Origin of the sequence: Gemmobacter serpentinus (assembly GCF_008973825.1) — a bacterium.
GTDB lineage: Bacteria > Pseudomonadota > Alphaproteobacteria > Rhodobacterales > Rhodobacteraceae > Gemmobacter > Gemmobacter serpentinus.
Genome location: NZ_WCHR01000016.1, coordinates 384,713 through 405,945, shown reverse-complemented (window position 1 = coordinate 405,945; position 21,233 = coordinate 384,713). Strand labels below are relative to the sequence as shown.

21 protein-coding genes are annotated in these 21,233 nt (G+C 63.6%); 14 read left to right on the top strand and 7 right to left on the bottom strand.

Annotated features, from left to right (window positions below):
* Nucleotides 1–447: 447 nt before the first annotated feature.
* The 8 genes from GBJ34_RS10175 (at nt 448) to GBJ34_RS10140 (ending at nt 7,849) form a co-directional block, all read left to right on the top strand.
* On the top strand, nt 448–912 hold the full coding sequence (locus GBJ34_RS10175; protein WP_151719147.1) for a DUF805 domain-containing protein: 465 nt from the start codon (nt 448–450) through the stop codon (nt 910–912).
* Nucleotides 913–1,035: 123 nt separating this feature from the next.
* Complete coding sequence (locus GBJ34_RS10170; RefSeq protein WP_151719146.1) at nt 1,036–1,509, top strand: DUF805 domain-containing protein; 474 nt, start codon at nt 1,036–1,038, stop codon at nt 1,507–1,509.
* A gap of 53 nt (nt 1,510–1,562) precedes the next feature.
* A complete protein-coding gene (locus GBJ34_RS10165) occupies nt 1,563–2,264 on the top strand; it encodes a hypothetical protein (RefSeq protein WP_151719145.1) in 702 nt (233 codons plus the stop codon).
* Nucleotides 2,257–3,603, top strand: a complete 1,347-nt coding sequence (locus GBJ34_RS10160; RefSeq protein WP_151719144.1) for a hypothetical protein — start codon at nt 2,257–2,259, stop codon at nt 3,601–3,603. The genes GBJ34_RS10165 and GBJ34_RS10160 overlap by 8 nt, the downstream gene beginning before the upstream one ends.
* Nucleotides 3,593–4,564 carry an AAA family ATPase gene (locus GBJ34_RS10155; RefSeq protein WP_226341115.1) on the top strand — a complete coding sequence of 324 codons (972 nt, stop codon included), beginning with the start codon at nt 3,593–3,595 and terminating at the stop codon, nt 4,562–4,564. The genes GBJ34_RS10160 and GBJ34_RS10155 overlap by 11 nt, the downstream gene beginning before the upstream one ends.
* Nucleotides 4,564–5,871: a DUF58 domain-containing protein gene (locus GBJ34_RS10150; protein ID WP_151719143.1), complete on the top strand. Its 1,308-nt coding sequence runs from the start codon at nt 4,564–4,566 to the stop codon at nt 5,869–5,871. Before GBJ34_RS10155 ends, GBJ34_RS10150 begins: the two co-directional genes overlap by 1 nt.
* Nucleotides 5,868–6,959 carry a stage II sporulation protein M gene (locus tag GBJ34_RS10145; protein ID WP_151719142.1) on the top strand — a complete coding sequence of 364 codons (1,092 nt, stop codon included), beginning with the start codon at nt 5,868–5,870 and terminating at the stop codon, nt 6,957–6,959. The genes GBJ34_RS10150 and GBJ34_RS10145 overlap by 4 nt, the downstream gene beginning before the upstream one ends.
* On the top strand, nt 6,956–7,849 hold the full coding sequence (locus GBJ34_RS10140) for an RDD family protein (protein WP_151719141.1): 894 nt from the start codon (nt 6,956–6,958) through the stop codon (nt 7,847–7,849). Before GBJ34_RS10145 ends, GBJ34_RS10140 begins: the two co-directional genes overlap by 4 nt.
* Before the next feature lie 79 nt (nt 7,850–7,928).
* On the opposite strand, the gene GBJ34_RS10135 is transcribed toward GBJ34_RS10140, so the two are convergent.
* The 5 genes from GBJ34_RS10135 to GBJ34_RS10115 form a co-directional block, all read right to left on the bottom strand.
* On the bottom strand, nt 7,929–8,993 hold the full coding sequence (locus GBJ34_RS10135; RefSeq protein WP_151719140.1) for a DUF475 domain-containing protein: 1,065 nt from the start codon (nt 8,991–8,993) through the stop codon (nt 7,929–7,931).
* A gap of 274 nt (nt 8,994–9,267) precedes the next feature.
* Nucleotides 9,268–9,903, bottom strand: coding sequence for a LuxR C-terminal-related transcriptional regulator (locus tag GBJ34_RS10130; RefSeq protein ID WP_151719139.1), 636 nt, complete (start codon nt 9,901–9,903; stop codon nt 9,268–9,270).
* A 36-nt stretch (nt 9,904–9,939) separates the two neighbouring features.
* Nucleotides 9,940–12,513, bottom strand: coding sequence for a hybrid sensor histidine kinase/response regulator (locus GBJ34_RS10125; RefSeq protein WP_151719138.1), 2,574 nt, complete (start codon nt 12,511–12,513; stop codon nt 9,940–9,942).
* Complete coding sequence (locus tag GBJ34_RS10120; RefSeq protein ID WP_151719137.1) at nt 12,513–12,986, bottom strand: oxidoreductase; 474 nt, start codon at nt 12,984–12,986, stop codon at nt 12,513–12,515. The genes GBJ34_RS10125 and GBJ34_RS10120 overlap by 1 nt, the downstream gene beginning before the upstream one ends.
* Before the next feature lie 519 nt (nt 12,987–13,505).
* Entirely contained in the window at nt 13,506–13,931 is a 426-nt protein-coding gene (locus GBJ34_RS10115) for a MarR family winged helix-turn-helix transcriptional regulator (protein WP_151719136.1), read from the bottom strand.
* A gap of 181 nt (nt 13,932–14,112) precedes the next feature.
* Between GBJ34_RS10115 and GBJ34_RS10110 the strand changes: the two genes are divergently transcribed.
* The 5 genes from GBJ34_RS10110 to GBJ34_RS10090 are packed head-to-tail and all read left to right on the top strand — an operon-like array spanning nt 14,113 to nt 18,647.
* Nucleotides 14,113–15,381, top strand: a complete 1,269-nt coding sequence (locus GBJ34_RS10110) for an ABC transporter substrate-binding protein (RefSeq protein ID WP_404811416.1) — start codon at nt 14,113–14,115, stop codon at nt 15,379–15,381.
* Between the two features lie 60 nt (nt 15,382–15,441).
* Nucleotides 15,442–16,317, top strand: coding sequence for a branched-chain amino acid ABC transporter permease (locus GBJ34_RS10105; RefSeq protein ID WP_151719134.1), 876 nt, complete (start codon nt 15,442–15,444; stop codon nt 16,315–16,317).
* Nucleotides 16,314–17,243, top strand: a complete 930-nt coding sequence (locus tag GBJ34_RS10100) for a branched-chain amino acid ABC transporter permease (RefSeq protein ID WP_151719133.1) — start codon at nt 16,314–16,316, stop codon at nt 17,241–17,243. The genes GBJ34_RS10105 and GBJ34_RS10100 overlap by 4 nt, the downstream gene beginning before the upstream one ends.
* Nucleotides 17,231–17,950: an ABC transporter ATP-binding protein gene (locus tag GBJ34_RS10095; RefSeq protein WP_151719132.1), complete on the top strand. Its 720-nt coding sequence runs from the start codon at nt 17,231–17,233 to the stop codon at nt 17,948–17,950. The genes GBJ34_RS10100 and GBJ34_RS10095 overlap by 13 nt, the downstream gene beginning before the upstream one ends.
* On the top strand, nt 17,937–18,647 hold the full coding sequence (locus tag GBJ34_RS10090; RefSeq protein ID WP_151719131.1) for an ABC transporter ATP-binding protein: 711 nt from the start codon (nt 17,937–17,939) through the stop codon (nt 18,645–18,647). Before GBJ34_RS10095 ends, GBJ34_RS10090 begins: the two co-directional genes overlap by 14 nt.
* A gap of 40 nt (nt 18,648–18,687) precedes the next feature.
* Here the strand turns inward: GBJ34_RS10090 and dapD are convergent, their stop codons facing one another.
* Nucleotides 18,688–19,512, bottom strand: coding sequence for a 2,3,4,5-tetrahydropyridine-2,6-dicarboxylate N-succinyltransferase (gene dapD / locus GBJ34_RS10085; RefSeq protein WP_151719130.1), 825 nt, complete (start codon nt 19,510–19,512; stop codon nt 18,688–18,690).
* An 81-nt stretch (nt 19,513–19,593) separates the two neighbouring features.
* On the opposite strand from dapD, the gene GBJ34_RS10080 reads away from it, so the two are divergent.
* Nucleotides 19,594–20,418: an LOG family protein gene (locus GBJ34_RS10080; protein ID WP_151719129.1), complete on the top strand. Its 825-nt coding sequence runs from the start codon at nt 19,594–19,596 to the stop codon at nt 20,416–20,418.
* A gap of 51 nt (nt 20,419–20,469) precedes the next feature.
* Here the strand turns inward: GBJ34_RS10080 and GBJ34_RS10075 are convergent, their stop codons facing one another.
* Nucleotides 20,470–21,189, bottom strand: a complete 720-nt coding sequence (locus GBJ34_RS10075) for a sulfate/molybdate ABC transporter ATP-binding protein (protein WP_151719128.1) — start codon at nt 21,187–21,189, stop codon at nt 20,470–20,472.
* Between the last annotated feature and the right edge of the window lie 44 nt (nt 21,190–21,233).

Genomic DNA, 21,233 nt, shown 5'->3' with positions numbered 1-21,233 from the left:
AAGACAAAAATCCAGCACCGCGCCAATCCCTTGGCGCGCCGCCAACCTCATCTCCATCCCAAACCGACGATCCGTTCCCGTTCGTCGTCTCGGTGAGGCGGTATTTAGGGAGCTTCGCCGGGCACCGCAAGCAGAAAAATCATCCAACAGACAGATTTTCGTCACAAGCCCGTAACATGATCAGCAAATGCTTGGTTTTTCGTCGCCCCGAGATCGCGCCTGCCGCAGCCTCAGGGCACGTTCGCCGTAGCCCGCGCCCAGATGCAGCCATGGAATTGTGCGGTCAGGCGGCGGCGCGGCCCAGCAGAACGGGAATCGCCATCTTCATCTTCCCTGCGGCGCAGCACGAGGGTGCAGGGTGGCGCCCAAAAACCAAGCATTTCAGTTGCATATTTTGGGCCTCCATGGCTAGATTCAGGCAGTATGTCATTCACCGGAGTAGAATAAATGGGATTCACAGAAGCTGTTGAGACCTGTCTCAAGCGCAAATACGCGACCTTCTCGGGGCGTGCTGCACGGTCCGAATATTGGTGGTTCATCCTTTTCAACTATATCGTCATGCTGGTGATCGGCGGCATCGCTGCCCTCATCGTGACCGCGACGCTGGACAGCACGACCGGCGCCCCCTCAGTCATCGGCTATCTCTTCATGGGGATCGCTGCGATCGTCATTCTTGCCTTGTTCATCCCGTCGATTGCCGTGGCCGTGCGTCGGCTGCATGACCGCAACCTGTCGGGCTGGTGGTATCTCGGACTTGTGCTCGTGAGCCTGATCCCGATCATCGGCTCCATCGTGTCGCTGGTCGGCTCGATCGCCATGCTGGTCATTTTCTGCCTGCGCGGCACCCCGGGCGACAACAAGTATGGCCCCGACCCGCTGAACCCGGCCGGGCGCGCCGATATTTTCGCCTGAGACCTGCTGACAGGGAAAGCCCGGCACCGCCCGGGCTTTTTCATGACCGGTAGCCCGGTTGCTTGCAGTTGTTTGACCGCTGAGGCTAGAAATGCGGGATTGGTTGAAGTTTGAGGTAGCCTTATGGATTTTGGCGACGCCATCCGCAAATGCCTGGTCGAGAAATACTATCCGCTGATTGAAGGACGCGCCTCCCGCGCAGAATTCTGGTGGCTGATGCTGTTCTACTGGCTGATCAGCACCGGCTTCATGGTGGTCCTTGCGCTGATTATGGCCGCTACCATCCTGCCGGCGGCCATGTCGGGGCAGGAGCCCTCGATCCTCACCATCCTTTTGATCCTGCCGGTTTATATGGCAACCTTCGGATTCGGCCTGTTCATGATGCCGCCCGTAGTGGGCGTGACCATCCGGCGGCTGCATGATCGTAACATTTCCGGCTGGTGGTTCCTCGGACTGATGCTGCTTTGCATGATCCCGATCCTGAACCTGGCCATCATGCTTGCGATGCTGGTCTTGATGCTGCTGCCCGGCACGGCTGGCCCCAATCGCTTTGGTGCCGACCCGCTGGCACCGCAAGGGACGGGCATTTTCGAGTGATCCGCCTGACCGGCCTTCCGCACGCGTCCTTTCTTGTCTTGGCGGTGATCGCCATGCCTGCAAGCCTTGCGGCACAGGATGGCCGGGCGCGGGTGATCGAGTCCGCCGATCCGCCGCGCGGCACATTGTCGTCGCAGGCGCAGCGCATCGTGGCAACCGAGGGCGCGCGCAGCGATATGACCTATGCGTTGCGGATCACCGGCGATCTGGCCGAAGGGCGTGACGAGGTGCTGCCGCCCGATCGCCGCGACAGCGGTGGCGGCATGGCCCTGCCCAGATCCGGGCCGATCTCCACCGGGATCGTGATTCTGGTCGTGCTGGGCCTGCTGCTGCTTTGGCTGCGTTTTGGCGGTGCGGGAATGCTGATGGCGCGCGCACCCGAGGCCGAACGCAAACCCACGGCGGCCCCCGATGCCTGGAATATCAGCATCGAGGATCAGGCGGGCGATCCGCGCAGCCTGATCGATCAGATCGCAGCCATGTCAGATCGCAGCGCGGCGCTGGTGCGGTTGCTGCGCCATTGCCTGCTGACGGCAGCCAGCGAAACCGATACCCGCCTGCTGCGCGCCGATACCGAACGCATCGCCTATCGCCGCCTGCCCGGCACCTGGCGTCAGGCACCCGCTCTGGCCGAGATCCTGCGCCGGGCCGAACTGGCCCATTACGGGGGCCAGCCGGTCAGCGAGCCGGGCTTCGCCGCGACCCTGGAAATGGGCCGCGCGATCCTTCTGGAAAGCCGAGGGCATCATGCGTAACGCCTTGCCGATGATCCTTGTCGGATTGCTGGTTCTTGGCGGTATCACCGGGCTGTTCCTGCTGGGTGGCGGTGGTGCCGATCGCCGCCTGGATGGGTCCACCATCGGGGTCGAGGCCTTGGCACCATGGCTTTCGGCACAAGGGCTTCCGGCGGAACAATCGAACCCACGCGTTCATCCCGATATCGCCCGGCTGAGCCTGCGGCTCCTGCCGCTTTACGACACCGATCTGGATCAGGATGCGACGCGGCCCGCCGATGCCCGCGCCGCCTATTACGCAACCACGCTGCGCGACCTTGACCGTAGCGATGTGATGGACCGGATTTACGGGCCCACGGCGTTGGTGGTCTTGCCCAAATGGGTCAATGGCACCGTCGTGTCCGCCGTCGCGCATCGGTCTGGCCTGATCCCCGCGCAGGCGCTGGACGTGTTGACCCTGCAACTGGGCCTTGGCGCATTGAAGGTGATCCGCCCCGAGGACGGGATGCTTGTCGCGCCGGTGGAAGGCGGCAATCTGGCGCTGTTTCTGCCACAGCTCTTTGATGCGACAAGGTTGCCCGATGTCTGCCGCCCAACCCTGTCCTTGCCGCAAGGTGCGCTGGTTGTCAGCTGCCACTGGCCGGATACCGACCTTGCGGTTCATCTGCTGTCCGACCCCGATCTTCTGAACAATCACGGACTGACCCTTGGCGACAACGGGGCCATTCTGGTCGCGCTGCTGAAATCGCTCGTGCCACCGCCCCCTTCCGACACCGGAAAGAACCGGAAGGGCAGCCCTGCGGAAGCCCCGGCCGAGCGGCGGATCTATGTCGATACGGCGGGCGAGAACCTTGTGACCTATTACGACTATTCCAACGAGCGGCAGGATTATGATCGCTCCTCGGATGATTTCGCGCGGTTCTTTGCGCCGCCCCTGGCCGGCATCTGGGCGATGTTGCTGATCGTTCTGGGTATCGCACTTTGGCGTGGCGCGCTGCGCTTCGGGCCGCTGCTGACGACAGACAGTGCAACGCCGGAGCAGTCAAAGACCACCGCGATTGAAACCAATGCGCGCCTTTTGCGCATTGCGGGCCATGACGCCCGGCTTGTCAGCGAATATGTGCAGACCAGCCTCTCCGATTTGGCGCAATCCACCTTCGGGCGCGGTCCCGGTAGCGGCGCGCAGGGCATTGCCCGCCTGTTCACCCATCTGGAACGCCGCGATCCCGCCGCGACAAGGACGCTGCGCGATGTCGTGTCACGTCTTGAGGCACCCGATCCGAACGCCCGCTCGCAGGATCTGCGCCGCAATCTCGATATGTTTCGAACTGTTTTGGAGAAGCTGACCCATGTCCACTGAACTCGCCCCCATGACGCTTTCAGGGTTCCAGCAGCTGGCAGAGGCGCTGCGCGGCGAGATCCGCAAGGTCATTCAAGGGCAGGATGCGCTGATCGACATGCTGCTGGTCTCTCTGTTTGCACGCGGGCATTGCCTGCTGGAAGGCCCGCCCGGCACGGCAAAGACGCTGCTGGCGCAATCGCTGTCGCAGGTGTCGACTCTGGCCTTCGGGCGCGTGCAGTTCACGCCCGACCTGATGCCCGGCGATGTTCTGGGGGTGAACCTCTTCAACTTCCAGACCGGCGAATTTCGTCTGACGCGCGGCCCGATCTTCACCGATATCCTGCTGGCGGATGAGATCAACCGCGCGCCGCCCAAGACCCAATCCGCGCTTTTGCAAGCGATGAACGAGCGTGAAGTGACGATCGATGGCACCACCTATCCGCTGGGCGAGGCTTTCTTTGTCATCGCGACCCAGAACCCCATCGAACAGCATGGCACCTATCCGCTGCCCGAGGCGCAGCTGGACCGCTTTTTGTTCAAGCTGCTGGTCGATTTCCCGGATCGCGATGCCGAAATCTCGATCCTGTCGCGCGGCACCCGTGGCCCGGTGGGCGAGGGGCGCGCCACGCTGTCATCAGTGATGGACGCGGCGGCGCTCGCGCAAGGCCACGCCCTGGTCGATGCGATCCGGCTTGAGGACAGCATCCTGCGCTATATCGTCGATCTGGTCCGTGCCACCCGCAGCGATGGCGAGGTGCTCCATGGTGCCTCCACGCGCGCCGCCGCCGCCCTTGCCGGGGCTGTGCGGGCGCGCGCGGCACTGGACGGGCGCGATTATGCCCTGCCCGATGACGTGCAAATTCTGTTCCTCCCCGCGATGCGGCACCGGATCGTGCTGGGCCCCACCGCCGAGATCGAGGGCCGCAGCCCCGATGACGTGCTGACCACCATTCTCAACCGGCAGGATGCACCGCGCTGATGCGACCCTCACGGCACATGCTGGCGCTGGTGATCGGACTGGCCGCGCTGTCGGTCGGCCTCGTGGTGTTGCGCCCCGAGGATACGACGCTGATCCTGCTGCCATGGGGTGGGCTGTTCCTTCTGATGGTGCTGGATCTGGCACTGACCGTACCCGCGCGCGGCATCCGCCCAGAGGCCGAAATCGTGGCGCGTGGCTTTGCCGGGCATGACGCCATGCTTGCCGTCACACTGACGGCCAAACGCCTGCCGCCCTCGGCCGAGCTGCGACTGTCTCATAGTGCAGGCCTTGCTCCTGCCGAGGGGACACCGATCCCCCTGCCCGTCCGTGCAACCTCGGCCCGGATAGATATCCCGATCCGGCTGCGGGATCGCGGTGCGCAAACCATCACCCGGCTCTGGCTGCGCTACCCGTCGCGCCTTCATCTGTTTGAGGTGCTGCCGAACTGGGCGCTGGATCTTACGATCACGGTCATGCCCGATATCTCGCCGATCCTGTCCGGCGCCATTCAGGCACAGATGCTGCCGCTGCTGGATGGCGCGCGGGTGAACAACCTGCGCGGCAGCGGGTCGGAGTTCCACCAGCTGCGCGACTTCGTATCGGGCATGGACCCGCGCAGCATCGACTGGAAGCGTTCCGCGCGGGTGAACAACCTTGTTGCCCGCGAAACGCGGGTGGAGCGTAACCACCAGATCATCCTTTGTCTGGATACCGGCCATCTGATGGGCGAACGTCTGGGCGCGCTGACCAAGCTGGATCATGCAATCCATGCCGCGCTTGCGCTTGCCTGGGCCAGCGGTCTGGCGGGCGATAATGTGGGCTTCTTCAGCTTTGGCGCGCGCCCCCAGCCGCTGATCCCGCCGCGCCCGGGGCGCGCGGCCTTCGGGCGTATCCAATCCACCTGCGCCACGCTGGAACAGGATGAGGCGGAATCGAACCCGACCCTTGGGCTTTCGGTGCTGAACGGCAAGCTGAAGCGCCGCTCGCTGGTCGTGGTCTTCGCCGATTTCGTCGACAGCACCTCGGCCGAGCTGCTGGTCGAAAACCTGGCCGTCATGCAGCGCCAGCATGTCGTGCTTTATGTGGCGCTTGGCGATCCTGCGATGCAGGCCCTGACCCGGCCGGACAGCACCGGCATGGAGGATGTGGCCAAGGCCATCGCCGCCAGCCGCATCCTGCAGGAACGTCAGGCGGTGCTGGACCGGCTGAACCGGCTGGGCATCCTGTGCCTTGACAGCGCACCGGGCAAGCTGAGCGCCGCGCTGATCTCGCGCTATATCGAGATCAAGGCGAAGGAGATGATATGACCGCGTCCGTATCTGCCCCCGCAACGCCAAACCCCGCCGCGCCTGCGTCCTCCGTCGACCAGATCCGCTCGGCCCGCTTTCGTGCGGAACGCGAGGCGGGCTGGCAGCGGCTGGATGCGCTGATCGGCAAGGCCGAAAGCAACGGCACCCGCGCCCTTGGCTATGACGAGGCGCTGGAGCTGGCCAGCCTCTATCGGCAGGCGATGAATGCGCTGTCGGTTGCGCGCGCGATCTCGATGGACAAGGCGCTGCTGACCTATCTCGATGCGCTTTGTGCCCGCGCCTATCTGGTGGTCTATGCGCCTCAGGAAAGCCTGCGCGGGCTGTTCATCCGGCTGATCACCCATGGCATCCCACAGGCGGCCCGCCGGTCCGGGGCACCGCTGCTGATCGGCTTTGTCGCGCTGCTTCTGGGAATGCTGCTGGGGGCTGTGCTTTATGCCCAGGACCATAGCTGGTTCTACACTTTCGTGCCCGGCGGTCTGGCCGATGGCCGCACCCCCGATGCTTCCACGCAATATCTGCGCTCCACCCTGTTCGATGGCGGGCAGGAAAGCGGTGACGGGCTTGGCAGCTTCGCGACCTTCCTGTTTTCCCATAACACGCAGGTCGCGATTCTGACCTTTGCGCTTGGCGTCTTTGTCACCATGCCCAGCTTTGTGCTGACCTTCTATAACGGGCTGGTGCTGGGGGCCTTCTGGAAGATGTTCGCCGAAAAGGGCCTTGCCTATGAACTGACCGGCTGGCTGTCGATTCATGGCGTCACCGAGATGGCCGCGATCTGCATCGCCTGTGCGGGCGGGGCGCAGCTTGGCCTTGCCGTGCTTCTGCCAGGCGACGAGACGCGGCGCGCGGCGCTGCAACGGCGCGGGCGCGATGCGGTCAAATTGATGATCCTGGCCGGGCTGATGCTGGTCTGCGCCGCCATTCTGGAAGGTTTCTTCCGCCAGACCGTGCAATCGACCGAAGCGCGCCTTGCCATCGGATGGGGAATCGGCGCGGCATGGATCGCATGGCTGACATTGTCGGGCCATGAGCCAGGCCACGAATCCGCGCGCGAAACAGGCACAGGCGGGGCACGGGCATGAAATCCTATACCCCCACCAACCTGCCCGCATGGGAGGCCAAGGGGCTTCTGCGCCACACCCCGCCGGAAAGCGTGCCGATCACCTTCCGCCTCTCATCACTGGGCGCAAGGATGGGCGCGCAAAGCCTTGATATCTTCATCACCTATGGCGGGGCGCTGCTGATCATCATGGCACTGGCCACATTGGGAGGCTTGTCCTGGGAAGGACTGACCGCCTTCTATGCGCTGCTGTCGTTCTTCATCCGCATTCCCTATTATGCGTTGTCGGAACTGGTCTGGAACGGGCGGACGCTTGGCAAGCGGATCGCGGGCATCCGCGTCATCAGCCTGGATGGCCGCCGCCTGACCCCGCATCAGATCGTTGCGCGCAATCTGATGAAGGAGGTGGAGGTGTTCCTCCCCATCGCCACCCTGTTCGGCGCGGCCAATCTCAGCCTCTGGCCTGGGCTGATCCTTGCGACATGGATGATTGCCACATTGCTGGTGCCGATCATCAACCGGCTGAACCAGCGCATCGGCGATATGGTTGCAGGCACCGTGGTGGTGGAAACCCCGCGCCCGCAGCTGCTGCCCGATCTTTCCGCCCGGGCTGCCACGCGTGGCTATGAATTTCGCGCCGAACATCTGGATATCTATGGTCGCTTTGAATTGCAGACGCTGGAGACAATCCTGCGCAATCCCCCGACAAGTCCCGAGGCCCGCAAGCGCGTGTCGGAGGTGGCACAGACCATCCGCCGCCGCATCCGCTATGACGAGGACCTGCCGCCTGCACGCGAATGGGATTTCCTGCTGGAATTCTATCGCCAGCAGCGGGAATATCTTGAAAGCCGCAACCTGTTTGGCGACGAACGGCAGAACAAGTTCCATACCGCTGAGACGAACAAGGGCTGACCGCCGGTTCGGGCGAACAAGCCTAATGCAAAAGGCCGGGGTTTCACCCGGCCTTTGTCTTGGTGCCTGACTGGGCAGATCACTCTGCCGCGTGCGGATTGGCCCTGTTCCAGCGGATCGAGGACCACAGCGCGACGCCGATCAGCGCCGCACCGCCCAGGCCGGTGATGACCTCGGGGATATGGAACAGCGTCTGCACATACATGATGACCGACAGGATCAGGATGGCGTAGAACGCGCCATGTTCCAGATAGCGGTATTCGGCCAGCGTGCCGCGTTCCACCAGCATGATCGTCATCGAACGTACATACATCGCGCCGATGCCCAGACCGATGGCGATGACGAACAGGTTCTGGCTCAGCGCGAAGGCCCCGATCACCCCGTCAAACGAGAAGCTGGCATCCAGCACCTCAAGGTAGAGGAAGGCACCCAGACCGCCCTTTGCCGCCGCCGTCGTGGCCTCTTGCGATTTATCAAGGAAGCCGCCCAGCACTTCGACCAGCAGGAAGGTCAGCAGGCCATAGATCGCGGAATAGACGAAGACGTCACGCTCCGCGCCTTCCAGCAGCCGCGAGAACAGCAGCGCCACGGTCAGCACGAAGGCAATTTCGATGCCCTTCACGCTCGCATATTGCGAGACGCGGCTTTCCAGCCATTCGATCCAGTGGATCTCCTTGTCTTCATCCACGAAATAACCAAGCGCCACCATCATCAGGAAGGTGCCACCGAAGGCCGCAATCGGAAGATGCGCCTCTTGCATGATGCGGGCATATTCCTCGGGGCGCGCTGCGGCCATGATCATCGCGTCGATCGGGCCGACATTGGCCGCAATCACCACGATCAACAGCGGGAACACGATCCGCATCCCGAAGACGGCGATCAGGATGCCCCAGGTCAGGAAGCGATGCTGCCAGACCGGCGTCATCTCTTTCAGCTTGTTGGCATTCACGATGGCATTGTCGAAGGACAGCGAGATCTCCAGCACCGCCAGCACGGCGCAGATGAAGAAGATGGTCAGCATCCCCGGCAGCGTGCCGGTGGTTTCCCATCCTAGCCATGCGCCGAGCGCGAGGCCGATCACGGTCGAGATGATGGCCCATTTCAAATAAGAGAGCAGCGATTTGGGTTGCGGTGCGGGGGTCATGCACGGTGCTCCCTGTCACAGCGGAAAGACAGGCCGCAAGGGCCATCAGCGATCAGTACGGACATTGAATATGGTCCATCGGCGGAGTTCTCCTCGCAGTGCCGACATCGCAGGAACGCCGATTTTCCTGCCAGAGGGGCCCGGTCACCGAGTGAGCGTGCGGGGCATATCCCGCACCCTGCGGCGTTTAGTCCCACTTGCGTCACGAGTCAATAAAAACAGGAGAACGCGGTGTCCGCAGCCCCGAGATCGCGCCAGACGGTGCGGCATGGCTTCAAGCCAGCAGTTCCGATGCGATCATCGCGGCCTGAGTGCGGTTGCGCGCCCGCAGCTTGCCGCAGATCGACCGCACATGCATCTTGACCGTCACCTCGCTGATCGCCATCCGCGCCGCGATTTCCTTGTTCATTGCGCCTGCGCGGATCGCCTGCAGCACCTCCATCTCGCGCGGGGTCAGGCTTTCCAGCGGCGAAGGGCGCGCAGCCGCCGGCTCGAATCCCTCGGGCAGCCAGATCGCACCGGCGCGGACATGCCGCAATGCCTCGGCCAAAGCGCGGGCCGGGGTGCTTTTGGGGATATAGCCGCGAAAGCCGCGACGCAGGGCCTCTTGCACCACTTCCGGGCGGGCCTGGCCGGAAAACAGCACCACCTTCGCCTCGCCCGCTTCCGTCACCAGCGCGGCAAGGTCGCCGAGCCCAGAGGAATCGGGCAGCGCATAATCCAGCAGCACCACGTCAAACGGCCCCTCGCGCGACAGGGAAAGCCGGGCGGCAGCCAGGCTATTGGCAGTCACCACCTCGAATTCGCCCTGCACAGTCAGGTGTTCGGCCACCAGATCGCGGACAAGGTCATGATCGTCGGCGATCAGCAGGCGGATTGCGCTGCCATCGGCCGATCCGCTGGATTGCATTGCGCCCGTTCCCCTATCGGATGCGCAAGCATAGCATCATTCGGCCCCGGCAACAGGAATTTCCGGTGTCAGTGCCGCGGGCAGGTCGGCCATGGTCGTTTGAAGGGATACCGAAAAGCGCCGGGTCAGGGCTTGCGGATCACCCGGTTCGCTACCGTTGAAATGCGCCTCCAGGCGGCGCAGCGCCAGCATCATGTCCCGCGCGCCCAGAACCGAGGCCGCGCCTTGCAGGCGATGTGCCCGCCGCGCGACTTCATCGCTTGCAACGCCCCGGCCCAGCACGCTCAGAAAGGCTTGTGCCTCGTCATGCAGACCCTCCAGCAGCTTCAACCGCTTGTCCAGCGACAGAAGGGCGCAGAGATCGGAAATCACATCCGCATCGAGTGCAGCCCCGGAGGCCGCGACGCTGCCCGCAAGCAACGGACGCAAGGCGGCCAGCGTAACCGGCTTTTGCAGGATTTCGGTCAGGCCACCCGCACGAAATCGTGCCAATTCCTCGGGGAAGCCATGCGCGGTCAGCGCCACGATACGCGCGCCCTTGGAGGCCCCCGCCTCGCGGATGCGGCGCGTGGCGACCAGCCCGTCAACCAGCGGCATACTGACATCCATCAGGATCAGATCAAAGGCACGGGTCTGCGCCGCCGCCACGGCCTCGGCCCCGTCACGGGCCTCGGTCACGCGCTGACCCAGATGCAGCAGCATCTCCCCCAGAACCACCCGGTTCGTCGCGTTGTCTTCGGCGATCAGCACATCCAGGACCGGCAGATCGGCCTCGTTCCCGTCATCGCTCATGTGGCCGGGCGGGGGCGGGGCCGCCGTCAGCAAGGGCAGGCGGAACCAGAAGCGGCTGCCTTCGCCGGGGCGACTGTCGACGCCAAGTGTGCCACCGATCCGCTCCAGCGTGCGGCGCGCGATGCCAAGTCCAAGGCCCGTGCCCTCGGTCCGGCGGTCATAGCTGTCTTCCAGCGTCTCGAAGGGCTCAAAGATTGCGTCGATCCGCTCCGGTGCGATGCCGATGCCGGTATCGACCACCTCGACCAGTAGAGTCCTGCGCCTTGCGAGATCCTCCTGCGGCTCCATGTCCGGCAGAAAAGCGGCTCGTATGTCGATGCGCCCGTTCTGGGTGAACTTCGCTGCATTGCCCGCAAGATTGATCAACACCCGCAGCAACCGACGTCGTGGCCCGGTGACCCAGGCCGCAGCCTCGGGCGGGGCCTCGACGCTCAGTCTGTTGTCATTGCGCGCGGCCAGTGGCTGCATCTGATCGGCCAGATCGCGCAGCAATTCGGTGACATTGAAGACCGAGGGTGGCTCTTCGGCATTGCCGCCTTCAAGATGCGCCATCTCGAGAATGTCGTTGATCTGGTCCAGCGCCAACTGGGCGGATCGTTCGGCGATCTCGGTAAACCGCGCCTGTTTCCTGCTCAGCCGCGTGGTCCGCATCAAGATATCCAGCGCCGCGATCACCCCGTTCATTGGCGTGCGCATCTCGTGGCTCATCACCGCCAGAAACCGCGTCCGCGCCTCGGCAGCCTGAAGGGCGGCATCACGGGCCGCGCGCAACGACTGTTCATATTCATGGCGGCGCGAAATGTCGCGCAGGAACATGAACACCACCGCAACCCCATCGGCGTCTTCACCCCGCGTCATCACCAGTTCGATTGGCACCTCGGTGCCATCGGCCCGGCGCGCCGTCATTTCGATATGGCGGTCGGGCGCGTAACCCTGACGCGCCCGGCGCAACATCGTCGTAAGCCCGGTCTCCCCCAGCTGGGTCAGCAGGAACTCCTGCACACGCAAGCCGCGCATTTCTCCCAATGCGCGGCCAAGGATCGCCTCTGCCGCCCGGTTCGCATCCCGCACCCGCCCGTCCGAGGCCACAACCAGCACCCCATCCGGCGTGGCAGCCAGCGTGCGTTCCAGGTTTCCGCGCGCGCGCTCCACCTCTTTGTGGCGCGCCCTCAGGCTCAATGCCAGATAGGCCATGACCCAGACCGCACTGAACAGGAACAGGATCACCGCGAGGCCAAGCGCCGCCGCCCGCACCAGAAGCCAGGTAAGCGCCTCTCGGTTGAGCAGACCCGACGCGATCTGCAGTCCAAGCGCATCGACCGCGAATTGCCGCACTGGCTGGCGCAGCGCATCGGTATGTGCCTGCGCGGCAACAAGGTTCAGCCGCAAGGCATTGTCCGGCACATCAATCAGCACGCCAAGCTCAGACGTCAGGCGCTTCACCTCGGCCCAGTCAGGGCTGCCAGCCAGTGGCCGCAGCACCTTGGAGCTGGAAAAGTAGCTGTCGACGATATTGATCCGGCTGACATAGATGTCATAGGCGGTGCGCACCGCTTCCAGATCACCGCTGCGCAATGTCTCGCGCAGCGCCAGATCCAGCTTCAGCGTGTCCACCTCGGATTGCGCGATCAGCCAGGCAGTATTGTCCGATTGGGCGGCACGCGCATCATCAAGCCGCGAATTGACATTATAGCCGAAGACCAGAAGCCCTATGATGGCCAGCACGACCATGACCATGACCGGCCAAAGACGGCGGGCGAACCACAGAACAAGCCGCTCTGCCTGCCCCAGCCGATCCGCCGATCCTTTGGCTGGCATCAAGGCAGCTCCGTGATCTTGACCAATTGCCAGACGCTGGCGGCAAAGGTGCGCTCATCCGAAAGCTGCCCGCCCTCATCAAAAGGATAGATGACCCAAAGCGGTCCATTCTCGCGAATGCCAAAGGGTTCCCCCTCGCGGCGGGTGGCGATGATCGGCCAGTCCTTCGAGAAATCCGCGACCTCCATCTCCAGACGGTAGTCATTCAGCGCCAGAAATTCCACCCGCCCCGAATCGATCCCGGCCTGATGCAGCACGTCGATCAGCACGGGGCCGCTGAACTCGATCACACCATCGGTCCAGATCGTGGAGGTCTTCACGGTTTTCTGCGGCAGCGTCTCAAGCGTCAGCCGGTCGAGGGCAAGCGTCTGCCCCTCCTGGTTGCTGACATGCAGCAAGATCTCATTGGCATATGCTGGCGACGACATCAGATAGATCAGGCTCGCCGTCAGACACCCATTGATGAACTGCATCACATCTGACCCCAAAAAAATACCGGACCGAAGCCCTGCGGTAGCGTGTCGGCCCTTGTCCGTAAAGAAATCTTAAGGTCAGGTTCAAGCATTGGGCCAGACGCAGACCACATAAATTGCGCCGCAGTTATTGCACGATTCTGGCGGATCGCAACTCTGACAGGTCGCAAACAACTCTCGCGTCAAAGTTGCAGATCACCGGAAACCTGCCGCACGAAATGCCGCCCGCCATGTTTCAACCACCGAGCCTTTCGGCCAAAACTGACCGCGGCTGGCGACGTTATGCTGCGATAGCCCACACCTTGCCAAATCTGCAAGATTCCCTCGCCACGCATCCCAAACACGGGCACCGATCCCGCAGGCGTCATGGTCTGCCGGGCCCGCATCCAAGGCCCAAGACCTTCGCCGCGGCACGGCAATCGGGCGTCGTCACATGGGCCAGGCCCCCACCTTCGCCAGATTTTAGGATCGTCTCCAAACCCCGATGATCGCCCGCGCCGTCATTAGCCGGCGAAAACCCTATCCTGTCAGGCGCGACAGCAACGCCATAAGGGTGACCCGTTCGCTGGGCGATAGCGGTGCCAATGCCACCTCCATGGCCTGCACCGCAGGATCATACATGCGCCGCACCAGGGCGCGGCCCTCATCGGTGATCTCGACCGTCAGGCGGCGCTTGTCGGTCGGATCGGCCAGCCGCCGCACCAGACCAAGCGCCTGCAACCGCATCACCACACCTTTCACCGTCGCCGCATCCATCGACGCCACGCGCCCCAGCAGATTCTGGCTCATGGCGCCAGACTGATCCAGCCGCACCAACGAGGCGAATTGCATCGTTGTCAGGTCCGGGATCAGCCGGGCGAAAATGCCCTGATAGCGCTGCACCGCCCGGCGCAGCTGATAGCCATACTGATCTTCCAGCAGATATGAGGGCGAATCCTGATCCATATCTCCGGCGTAACCGGCAGGGCACGCGCAGGCAAGCGCTTTGCCCGATTGCAGCAATTCTTCCGGATTTCCCCTTGTCAATGCGTGGCATCGATGACACAAGCCATTGCAAACATTGATAAATTCATGTGCGCACCAACAATCTCCTCCTGCCTTGGCAGGATTGGCACAGGATACGCCGATGACCCATCTTCCCCGCCGCTCGGTTCTTGCTGGTCTCGCGGCCGGTTCCGCGCTTGCACTTTCGCCCATCCGTTTTGCCTCGGCCCAGACCTCAGCGCCGGTGAAACTCGGCTTCCAGCTGCATCGCACCGGCATCGGCGCAGGCTATGGCCGCTGGTATGAACGTGTGGCGCTTGGCGCACTGGCGCGGGTGAATGCCGAAGGCGGCATCAATGGCCGCCCGGTCGAGATCGTGTTCGAGGATGACGGCACCGATCCCAAGCGCGGTGCCGAAGTGGTGGAGAAACTGACCACCCGCCACGGCTGCGACATGATCTTCGGGCCGCTGTTCAGCCATGTCGTCATCGGCTCCGCCCCGCGCGCGGCAGAGCTGAAGGTGCCCTATCTGGTCTGCTCCGAAGGCTATCACGTCGCCGCAGGCATGACCAACCGCTGGACCCTGCAACCCGGCATCACCGACGTGCGGGCGCAGGTGTCGGCCATGGCCCCCTGGGTCACCCAGAACCTTGGAAAGAAGGTCACCATGGTCTTCCCGGACTATGCTTTTGGCCATGATCACCGTGACTTCTTCTCGGAGGCGGTCGCGGCCCAGGGCGGCGAGGTGATCGCCAAGATCGCGATCCCGCCGACCGAAACCTCGTTCACCCGCTATTTCCCGCAGATCCCGACGGATACGGATGTGCTCTATCACGTCATGGTCGGCCCTTCGGTCCTGACCTTCGTGAAGGAACTGGGCGAGTTTTACGGATCGGGCGCGCGGCCGCAGATCTTTGGCTTCATTGACAGTCTTGAAGGCGTCGATCTGGCCAGCCCCGGCCTCGATTTCCTGAATGGCAGCCATTTCTGGGAAGGCCAGTGCCGCAACAAGCAACCCGATGCCCCGGATTATGAGACCGCCTATCGCGCAGCGGTTGGTGTCGATGACAATGGCGCATCCCTCAGCGATGCGCGCGATGTCTCGACCTATTCCCACATGTTCTCGGTCTGGGAAACGCTGTCTGTCATCAAGAAGGGGATGGAGGCGTCGGGCTATCAATCCACCGCTGACCGGCAGAAATTCGTCGAAGCGGTGGAGGCGATGACCACCTTTGAGGCCGGCCTTGACCATGTGCAGGGCGCCAAGACCTTCAACGGCAAGACCCACCAGGCTTTCGGGCAGCAGTTCATCTCGCGCGTCGAGGGGGGCAAGCTGATCCGGGTGCATACCACCGAATTGGAAGACGGACTTTACCCCGACGAGGTGGATTATACCGCCCAAAGCTTCTAAGGCTTTTGCAAGATCCGCCGGGGGCACCCTGCCCCCGGTCCGCATATCCCGGAGGATGTGATGGGCACCGGCCCGCTTTTGCTGCTTGCCTCGCTGGAGGGGCTGGTGATGGCCGCCGTTCTGGCGCTGGCCGCCGTGGGTCTCAGCCTGACCTTCGGGGTCATGCGCGTGGTCAATGTGGCGCATGGCGAATTTTATATGCTGGGTGCCGTGCTGGCCTGGGCGGTGGCGCAATTCGTGCCCTCCGCCCCCATGGGCTTTGTCGCCGCACTAATTTTCGCGCCGCTGGCGGTCGGGGCCCTCGCATGGCTCACCGATACCGCGCTGCTGAAACGGCTGAATTACAACCCGGAATCGACCATCGTCGCCACCATCGGCCTGTCCTACCTGCTGCAACAGGGCGCGCTCAGCTTCTTTGGCCCCGATGCCCGCGCGGTGCAGGCCCCGTTCGAGCTGCGGCTGCAATTCCCGTGGTTCGGCTATTCCGGTTACAAGCTGTTCGTGATCGCTGCGGCCCTTGCTGTGCTGGCTGCCGTCTGGTGGATCCTCAGCCGCAGCCGCGCCGGTCTGGTGATGCGCGCGACACAGGTCGATCGCAACACCGCCCGCGCCTTCGGCATCAATGTCGATCGCGTCTATGCCGGAACCTTCGCGCTTGGCGCGGGCCTGGCCGCCCTCGCCGCCGTGCTGATCGTGCCGATCAGTCAGGCGCATTACCTGATGGGCCATGATCCATTGCTGCTGTCTTTCATCGTCGTCATCATCGGCGGTCTGGGCAGCCTGCGCGGCACACTGATTGCGGCACTGATCATCGGCCTGTCCGACGGGATCCTGTCCATGTTGTATCCGCCGACCCTTGCCAAGATCCTGGCGACCCTTGTCGTGGCGCTTGTGCTGGTCTTTCGCCCGCAGGGCCTGTTCGGGGCCAAGGCATGAGGCCCGCGCTGCTGCATATCGGCGTGCTTGCCGCCTTGGTCGCAGCGGGGTTCCTGCTGCCCGCCTATCAGCACGGGATGCTGGCGCGCATCCTTGTGATGGCCGTTTTCGCCATGGGGTATAATCTTGCCTTCGGCTATACCGGGCTTCTCAGCCTTGGCCATGCGCTGCATTTCTGCGCGGGCATGATGGCCACGGGCCTTGCCATGCGGCACGGGCTTGCCGCAGGCCCGGCGCTGATCCTTGGGCTTGCCGCAGGAACGGCAACGGCCATGCTGACCGGGTTGCTCGCGCTGCGCACCGCCGGGGTCAGCTTCATGATCGTGACACTGATGTTCGCGCAGGCCTTCCATCTGACCCTGCTTTACTATGGCGGCTTCACCGGCGGGGATGAGGGCTTTCCCCTGCCCTCCGCCGCGCGCCGCCTGTTCGGGCTGGATCTGACGCAGGCCGGGCCACGTTACGCAGTGGCGCTTGCGCTGTTTGCCGCGGGCCTGCTGGCGCAATGGGCGCTTGTCCGGTCGCGCTTTGGCCGCAGCATGATCGCGATGCGCGAGAATGAAGAACGCTCGCGGATGTTGGGCTACAACCCGTTCACCACCAAACTGGCGGCGCTTGCCCTTTCCGGCCTTTATTCCGGTGCGGCAGGGGCGGCTTACGGTCTGCTGTTCGGCTATGTCGGTGCCAGCTTCGGCACCTCGCAATATTCCATCCTGCCGCTGCTTTATGTGCTGCTCGGCGGCGCGGGCACCACGCTTGGGCCGCTGCTCGGTGCCGGGCTGATGGCCTGGCTGATCGATGCGGCCTCAAGCCTGACCGACAGCCCTCTGGCGGTGATCGGCATCACGCTGATCGTGCTGGTGCTGTTCGCGCCCAAGGGCATCTTGGGCACGCTGCGCGAAAAGGGGCTGAAATGGCTGCCGTGATCCTTGAGGCCAGGGGCCTAAGCCGCGCCTTTGGCGGCTTGCGCGCGGTGGATGGCGTTGACCTGACATTGACCGAGGGCGAGATTCACGCCCTGATCGGCCCGAATGGCGCGGGCAAGACCACGCTGGTCAGCCTGCTATCGGGCCGTCTTGCCCCCGATCAGGGCACGATCCGCTTTGCGGGCGAAGACATCACCCGCCTGCCCGCGCAAACACGCGTGTTACGCGGCATCGCCTATACATTCCAGATCACCTCGATCTATGCCGGGTTGACGGTCTTCGACAATCTGGCGCTGGCCCTGCAACGCCGCCACCGCCGTGATCTGGCGGATGCCGTGACACAGGCCGCGACCCGCATCGGCCTGGCCCCCTATCTGCAAACCGAGGCCGGGACCCTCAGCTACGGGCACCAGCGTTTGCTGGAGATCGGCATGGGTCTGGCGCTTTCCCCCCGTCTGCTGATCCTGGATGAGCCAACCCAGGGCCTGGCCAATGCCGAGATTGAAGATTTCCTGACCCTGATCCGCGGGCTGACCGGCACCACGATCCTGCTGATCGAGCATAATATGGAGGTGGTGATGGCGTTGGCGCAGCGGATCACCGTGCTGAACATGGGCCGCGTTCTGGCCAGTGGCACGCCCGATGCGATCCGTGCCGACCGCGCCGTGCAGGATGCCTATCTCGGGGGCGGCCATGCAGCGGATTGAAGGGCTACGGATCGAGGGGCTGACGGCAGGCTACGGCGCGACCACCATCCTGCGTGACGTGTCACTGATGGCTGAACCCGGCCGTGTCACCTGCGTGATGGGGCGCAACGGCGCGGGCAAGACCACCCTGTTGCGCAGCATCATGGGCCAGACCGCGCGCCGGACGGGCCGCATCCTGTTGGACGAGATCGCCTTGCAGGACCTGCCCGCGCATGAGGTGCCGCGCCACGGCATCGGCTATGTGCCGCAGGGGCGGCGGCTGTTCGGGCCGCTGAGCGTGGCCGAAAATCTGGAAATCGGGCTGATGACACGCGGCAAGGGTGCCTCCACGCGCGAGGCAGTGCTGGACCTGTTCCCGCGCCTGCGCGACCGGCTGACGCAGGCCGCAGGCACGCTTTCGGGCGGCGAACAGCAGATGCTGGCGCTTGCCCGCGCGCTGTGCCTGGAACCCTCGGTGCTGCTGCTGGACGAGCCGACCGAAGGATTGCAGCCCTCGATGATCCAGCTGATCCGCGACAGCATAACCCGGCTGAAGGCGCAGGGCGTGGCAATCATTCTTGTGGAACAAAGGGTTGAGGCGGTGTTGTCAATTGCCGACAGCGTGGCTTTCATGGCGCAGGGCCAAGTGGCCGAGGTCGTGCCCGCCATGGGCCTTACGCCCGGTGCAGAGCCTTTCCGCCGCTATATCGGCGTATAAGAACGGGCGTTCGCACTCAATACGAACGCCCGATCACAAATCAGTCGCGCAGCAGTTCATTGATCGAGGTTTTGGAACGCGTCTGCGCATCGACCTTTTTCACGATCACCGCGCAGTAAAGGTTCACACCGTTCTTCGACGGCATGGAACCCGCCACCACGACCGATCCTGCCGGAACCTCGCCATACATCACCTCGCCGGTGTCACGGTCGACAATCTTGGTCGACTTGCCGATGAACACACCCATGCCAAGGACCGAGCCCTCACGGACGATGCAGCCTTCGACCACTTCGGACCGCGCGCCGATAAAGCAATTGTCCTCGATGATGGTAGGGCCTGCCTGCATCGGCTCCAGCACGCCACCGATGCCGACACCACCGGACAGGTGCACGTTCTTGCCGATCTGCGCGCAGGATCCGACAGTCGCCCAGGTATCCACCATGGTGCCTTCATCGACATGGGCACCAAGGTTCACGAAAGATGGCATAAGCACCACGCCCTTTGCGATATAGGCCGACTTGCGCACGATGCAGTTCGGCACGGCGCGGAAGCCTGCCGCTTTGAACTCTGCCGCGCCCCAGCCTGCAAATTTACTGTCGACCTTGTCCCACCAGCTGCTGCCCTGCGGACCACCCGATTGCAGTTCCATATCCTGCAGGCGAAAGCCCAGCAGCACCGCCTTTTTGGCCCATTGGTTCACATGCCAGTCCGCACCACGCTTTTCGGCGACACGCAGAGTGCCTGCGCCCAAAGCCGCCAGCGTGGCCTCGATGGCATCGCGGGTCTCGCCCTTGGTGGCCGGGGTGATGGCATCGCGCGCATCCCATGCGGCTTCGATGGCGGTTTCCAAGGCGGCATTGGACATGGCATTCCCTTCCCTATGGCGATCAATCGGGCAAAGCTATAGACGTGGCGGCAGGCCCGCGCAACGCCGACAGGAGTAACGATGACCGACGACACCCGTAGCCACCCGTTCCGTGACAGCGTGCAGGATGTGGCCGCCGCCGACCGTATCCCCGACACGCCGCAGACCCGCGCCCCCGCCTATCGTCTGGCCTTTGCCGACAGCGATTTTCTGATGCGCGAGGAGTTGCGCCCGGTCCGCCTGCAGTTGGAACTGCTGAAACCCCAGATGATTCTGGATGAGCGCGGCATCCGCACCACCATCGTGCTGTTTGGCGGTGCCCGTATCCCACGCCCCGAAAATGCCGATACCGCCAAGACCCCGGTTCTGGCCGAGCTGTCGAAATATTACGACGAGGCAAGGCGCTTTGCCGCGCTGATGACCACGCGCAGCCTTGAAAGCTATGGCCGGGACGATGTGATCGTCACCGGCGGTGGCCCCGGCGTGATGGAGGCGGGCAATCGCGGCGCGCATGAGGCGGGCGGGCAATCCATCGGCCTGAACATCGTGCTGCCGCATGAACAGGCACCCAATGCCTATGTGACACCGGACCTGTCCTTCAACTTCCACTATTTCGCCATCCGCAAGATGCATTTCCTGATGCGGGCGAAGGCGATCTGCATCTTCCCCGGCGGCTTTGGCACGCTGGACGAGATGTTTGAAAGCCTGACCCTGATCCAGACCAAGCGGATGAAGCCCGTGCCCTTCCTGCTGTTCGGGCGCGCCTTCTGGGAAAATGTCATCAACTGGCAGGCCCTGGCCGATGCGGGCACCATCAGCCCCGAGGACCTGGCGCTGTTCCAATATGTCGAAACCGCCGAGGAGGCGATTGCCGCCATCGACGCCTTCGAGCAGCCCTGCCCGTAAGGCAACAGCACCAAAACGCAAAAGGCCCGGCCTCATGGCCGGGCCTTTTTGTCAGGCGCTGATAAAGTCGCGCACGAATTGGGTGGCGGGGCGCGCCCGGATATCGGCAGGTTTACCGATCTGCTCGATCCGTCCCATCGACATCACCACCACCAGATCGGCCAGTTCCATCGCCTCTTCCTGATCATGGGTCACGAAGATGGTGGTCAGGCCGGTCTCGTCATGAATATCGCGCAGGCCCTGCCGCAATTCCTTGCGAACCTTGGCATCCAGCGCACCGAAGGGCTCATCCAGCAACAGCATACGCGGCTCGATCGCCAGTGCCCGCGCCAGGGCCACACGCTGACGCTGACCGCCCGAAAGCTGGCTCGGGAAGCGCGACCCGATATCGGGCAGCTGGATCAATTCCAGCAAGCGGGTGACGCGGCGGGCAATTTCGGCGGCAGGCGGACGGCTGCCACGCGGGCGGGCGTTCAGCCCATAGGCGATATTGTCAAAGACCGTCATATGCCGGAACAGCGCATAGGATTGGAAGACAAAGCCCGCGCGGCGCTCCTGCACGGTCAGGCCGGTCGCATCCTGCCCGTCAAACAGCACGCGTCCTGCGGTCGGAAACTCCAGCCCGCCAAGAATGCGCAGCAGCGTGGTCTTGCCCGAGCCCGACGGCCCGAGCAGCGCCACCAGCGCGCCCGAGGGCAGCGACAGCGACACCGGATGCAGCGCGGCGGTCGCACCAAAGAGTTTGGAAATTTCGTCGATCTCGATATGCATGGCGGGTTCCTTGCGTCTTATGCCGTGCCGGGGGCCTGGCCCCC

Bases quoted from the DNA above. Each gene is read 5' to 3' on its own strand.
- GBJ34_RS10175 (WP_151719147.1), top strand. From the start codon at position 448: ATGGGATTCACAGAAGCTGTTGAGACCTGTCTCAAGCGCAAATACGCG.
- GBJ34_RS10170 (WP_151719146.1), top strand. From the start codon at position 1,036: ATGGATTTTGGCGACGCCATCCGCAAATGCCTGGTCGAGAAATACTAT.
- GBJ34_RS10165 (WP_151719145.1), top strand. From the start codon at position 1,563: ATGCCTGCAAGCCTTGCGGCACAGGATGGCCGGGCGCGGGTGATCGAG.
- GBJ34_RS10160 (WP_151719144.1), top strand. From the start codon at position 2,257: ATGCGTAACGCCTTGCCGATGATCCTTGTCGGATTGCTGGTTCTTGGC.
- GBJ34_RS10155 (WP_226341115.1), top strand. From the start codon at position 3,593: ATGTCCACTGAACTCGCCCCCATGACGCTTTCAGGGTTCCAGCAGCTG.
- GBJ34_RS10150 (WP_151719143.1), top strand. From the start codon at position 4,564: ATGCGACCCTCACGGCACATGCTGGCGCTGGTGATCGGACTGGCCGCG.
- GBJ34_RS10145 (WP_151719142.1), top strand. From the start codon at position 5,868: ATGACCGCGTCCGTATCTGCCCCCGCAACGCCAAACCCCGCCGCGCCT.
- GBJ34_RS10140 (WP_151719141.1), top strand. From the start codon at position 6,956: ATGAAATCCTATACCCCCACCAACCTGCCCGCATGGGAGGCCAAGGGG.
- GBJ34_RS10135 (WP_151719140.1), bottom strand. From the start codon at position 8,993: ATGACCCCCGCACCGCAACCCAAATCGCTGCTCTCTTATTTGAAATGG.
- GBJ34_RS10130 (WP_151719139.1), bottom strand. From the start codon at position 9,903: ATGCAATCCAGCGGATCGGCCGATGGCAGCGCAATCCGCCTGCTGATC.
- GBJ34_RS10125 (WP_151719138.1), bottom strand. From the start codon at position 12,513: ATGCCAGCCAAAGGATCGGCGGATCGGCTGGGGCAGGCAGAGCGGCTT.
- GBJ34_RS10120 (WP_151719137.1), bottom strand. From the start codon at position 12,986: ATGCAGTTCATCAATGGGTGTCTGACGGCGAGCCTGATCTATCTGATG.
- GBJ34_RS10115 (WP_151719136.1), bottom strand. From the start codon at position 13,931: ATGGATCAGGATTCGCCCTCATATCTGCTGGAAGATCAGTATGGCTAT.
- GBJ34_RS10110 (WP_404811416.1), top strand. From the start codon at position 14,113: ATGACCCATCTTCCCCGCCGCTCGGTTCTTGCTGGTCTCGCGGCCGGT.
- GBJ34_RS10105 (WP_151719134.1), top strand. From the start codon at position 15,442: ATGGGCACCGGCCCGCTTTTGCTGCTTGCCTCGCTGGAGGGGCTGGTG.
- GBJ34_RS10100 (WP_151719133.1), top strand. From the start codon at position 16,314: ATGAGGCCCGCGCTGCTGCATATCGGCGTGCTTGCCGCCTTGGTCGCA.
- GBJ34_RS10095 (WP_151719132.1), top strand. From the start codon at position 17,231: ATGGCTGCCGTGATCCTTGAGGCCAGGGGCCTAAGCCGCGCCTTTGGC.
- GBJ34_RS10090 (WP_151719131.1), top strand. From the start codon at position 17,937: ATGCAGCGGATTGAAGGGCTACGGATCGAGGGGCTGACGGCAGGCTAC.
- dapD (WP_151719130.1), bottom strand. From the start codon at position 19,512: ATGTCCAATGCCGCCTTGGAAACCGCCATCGAAGCCGCATGGGATGCG.
- GBJ34_RS10080 (WP_151719129.1), top strand. From the start codon at position 19,594: ATGACCGACGACACCCGTAGCCACCCGTTCCGTGACAGCGTGCAGGAT.
- GBJ34_RS10075 (WP_151719128.1), bottom strand. From the start codon at position 21,189: ATGCATATCGAGATCGACGAAATTTCCAAACTCTTTGGTGCGACCGCC.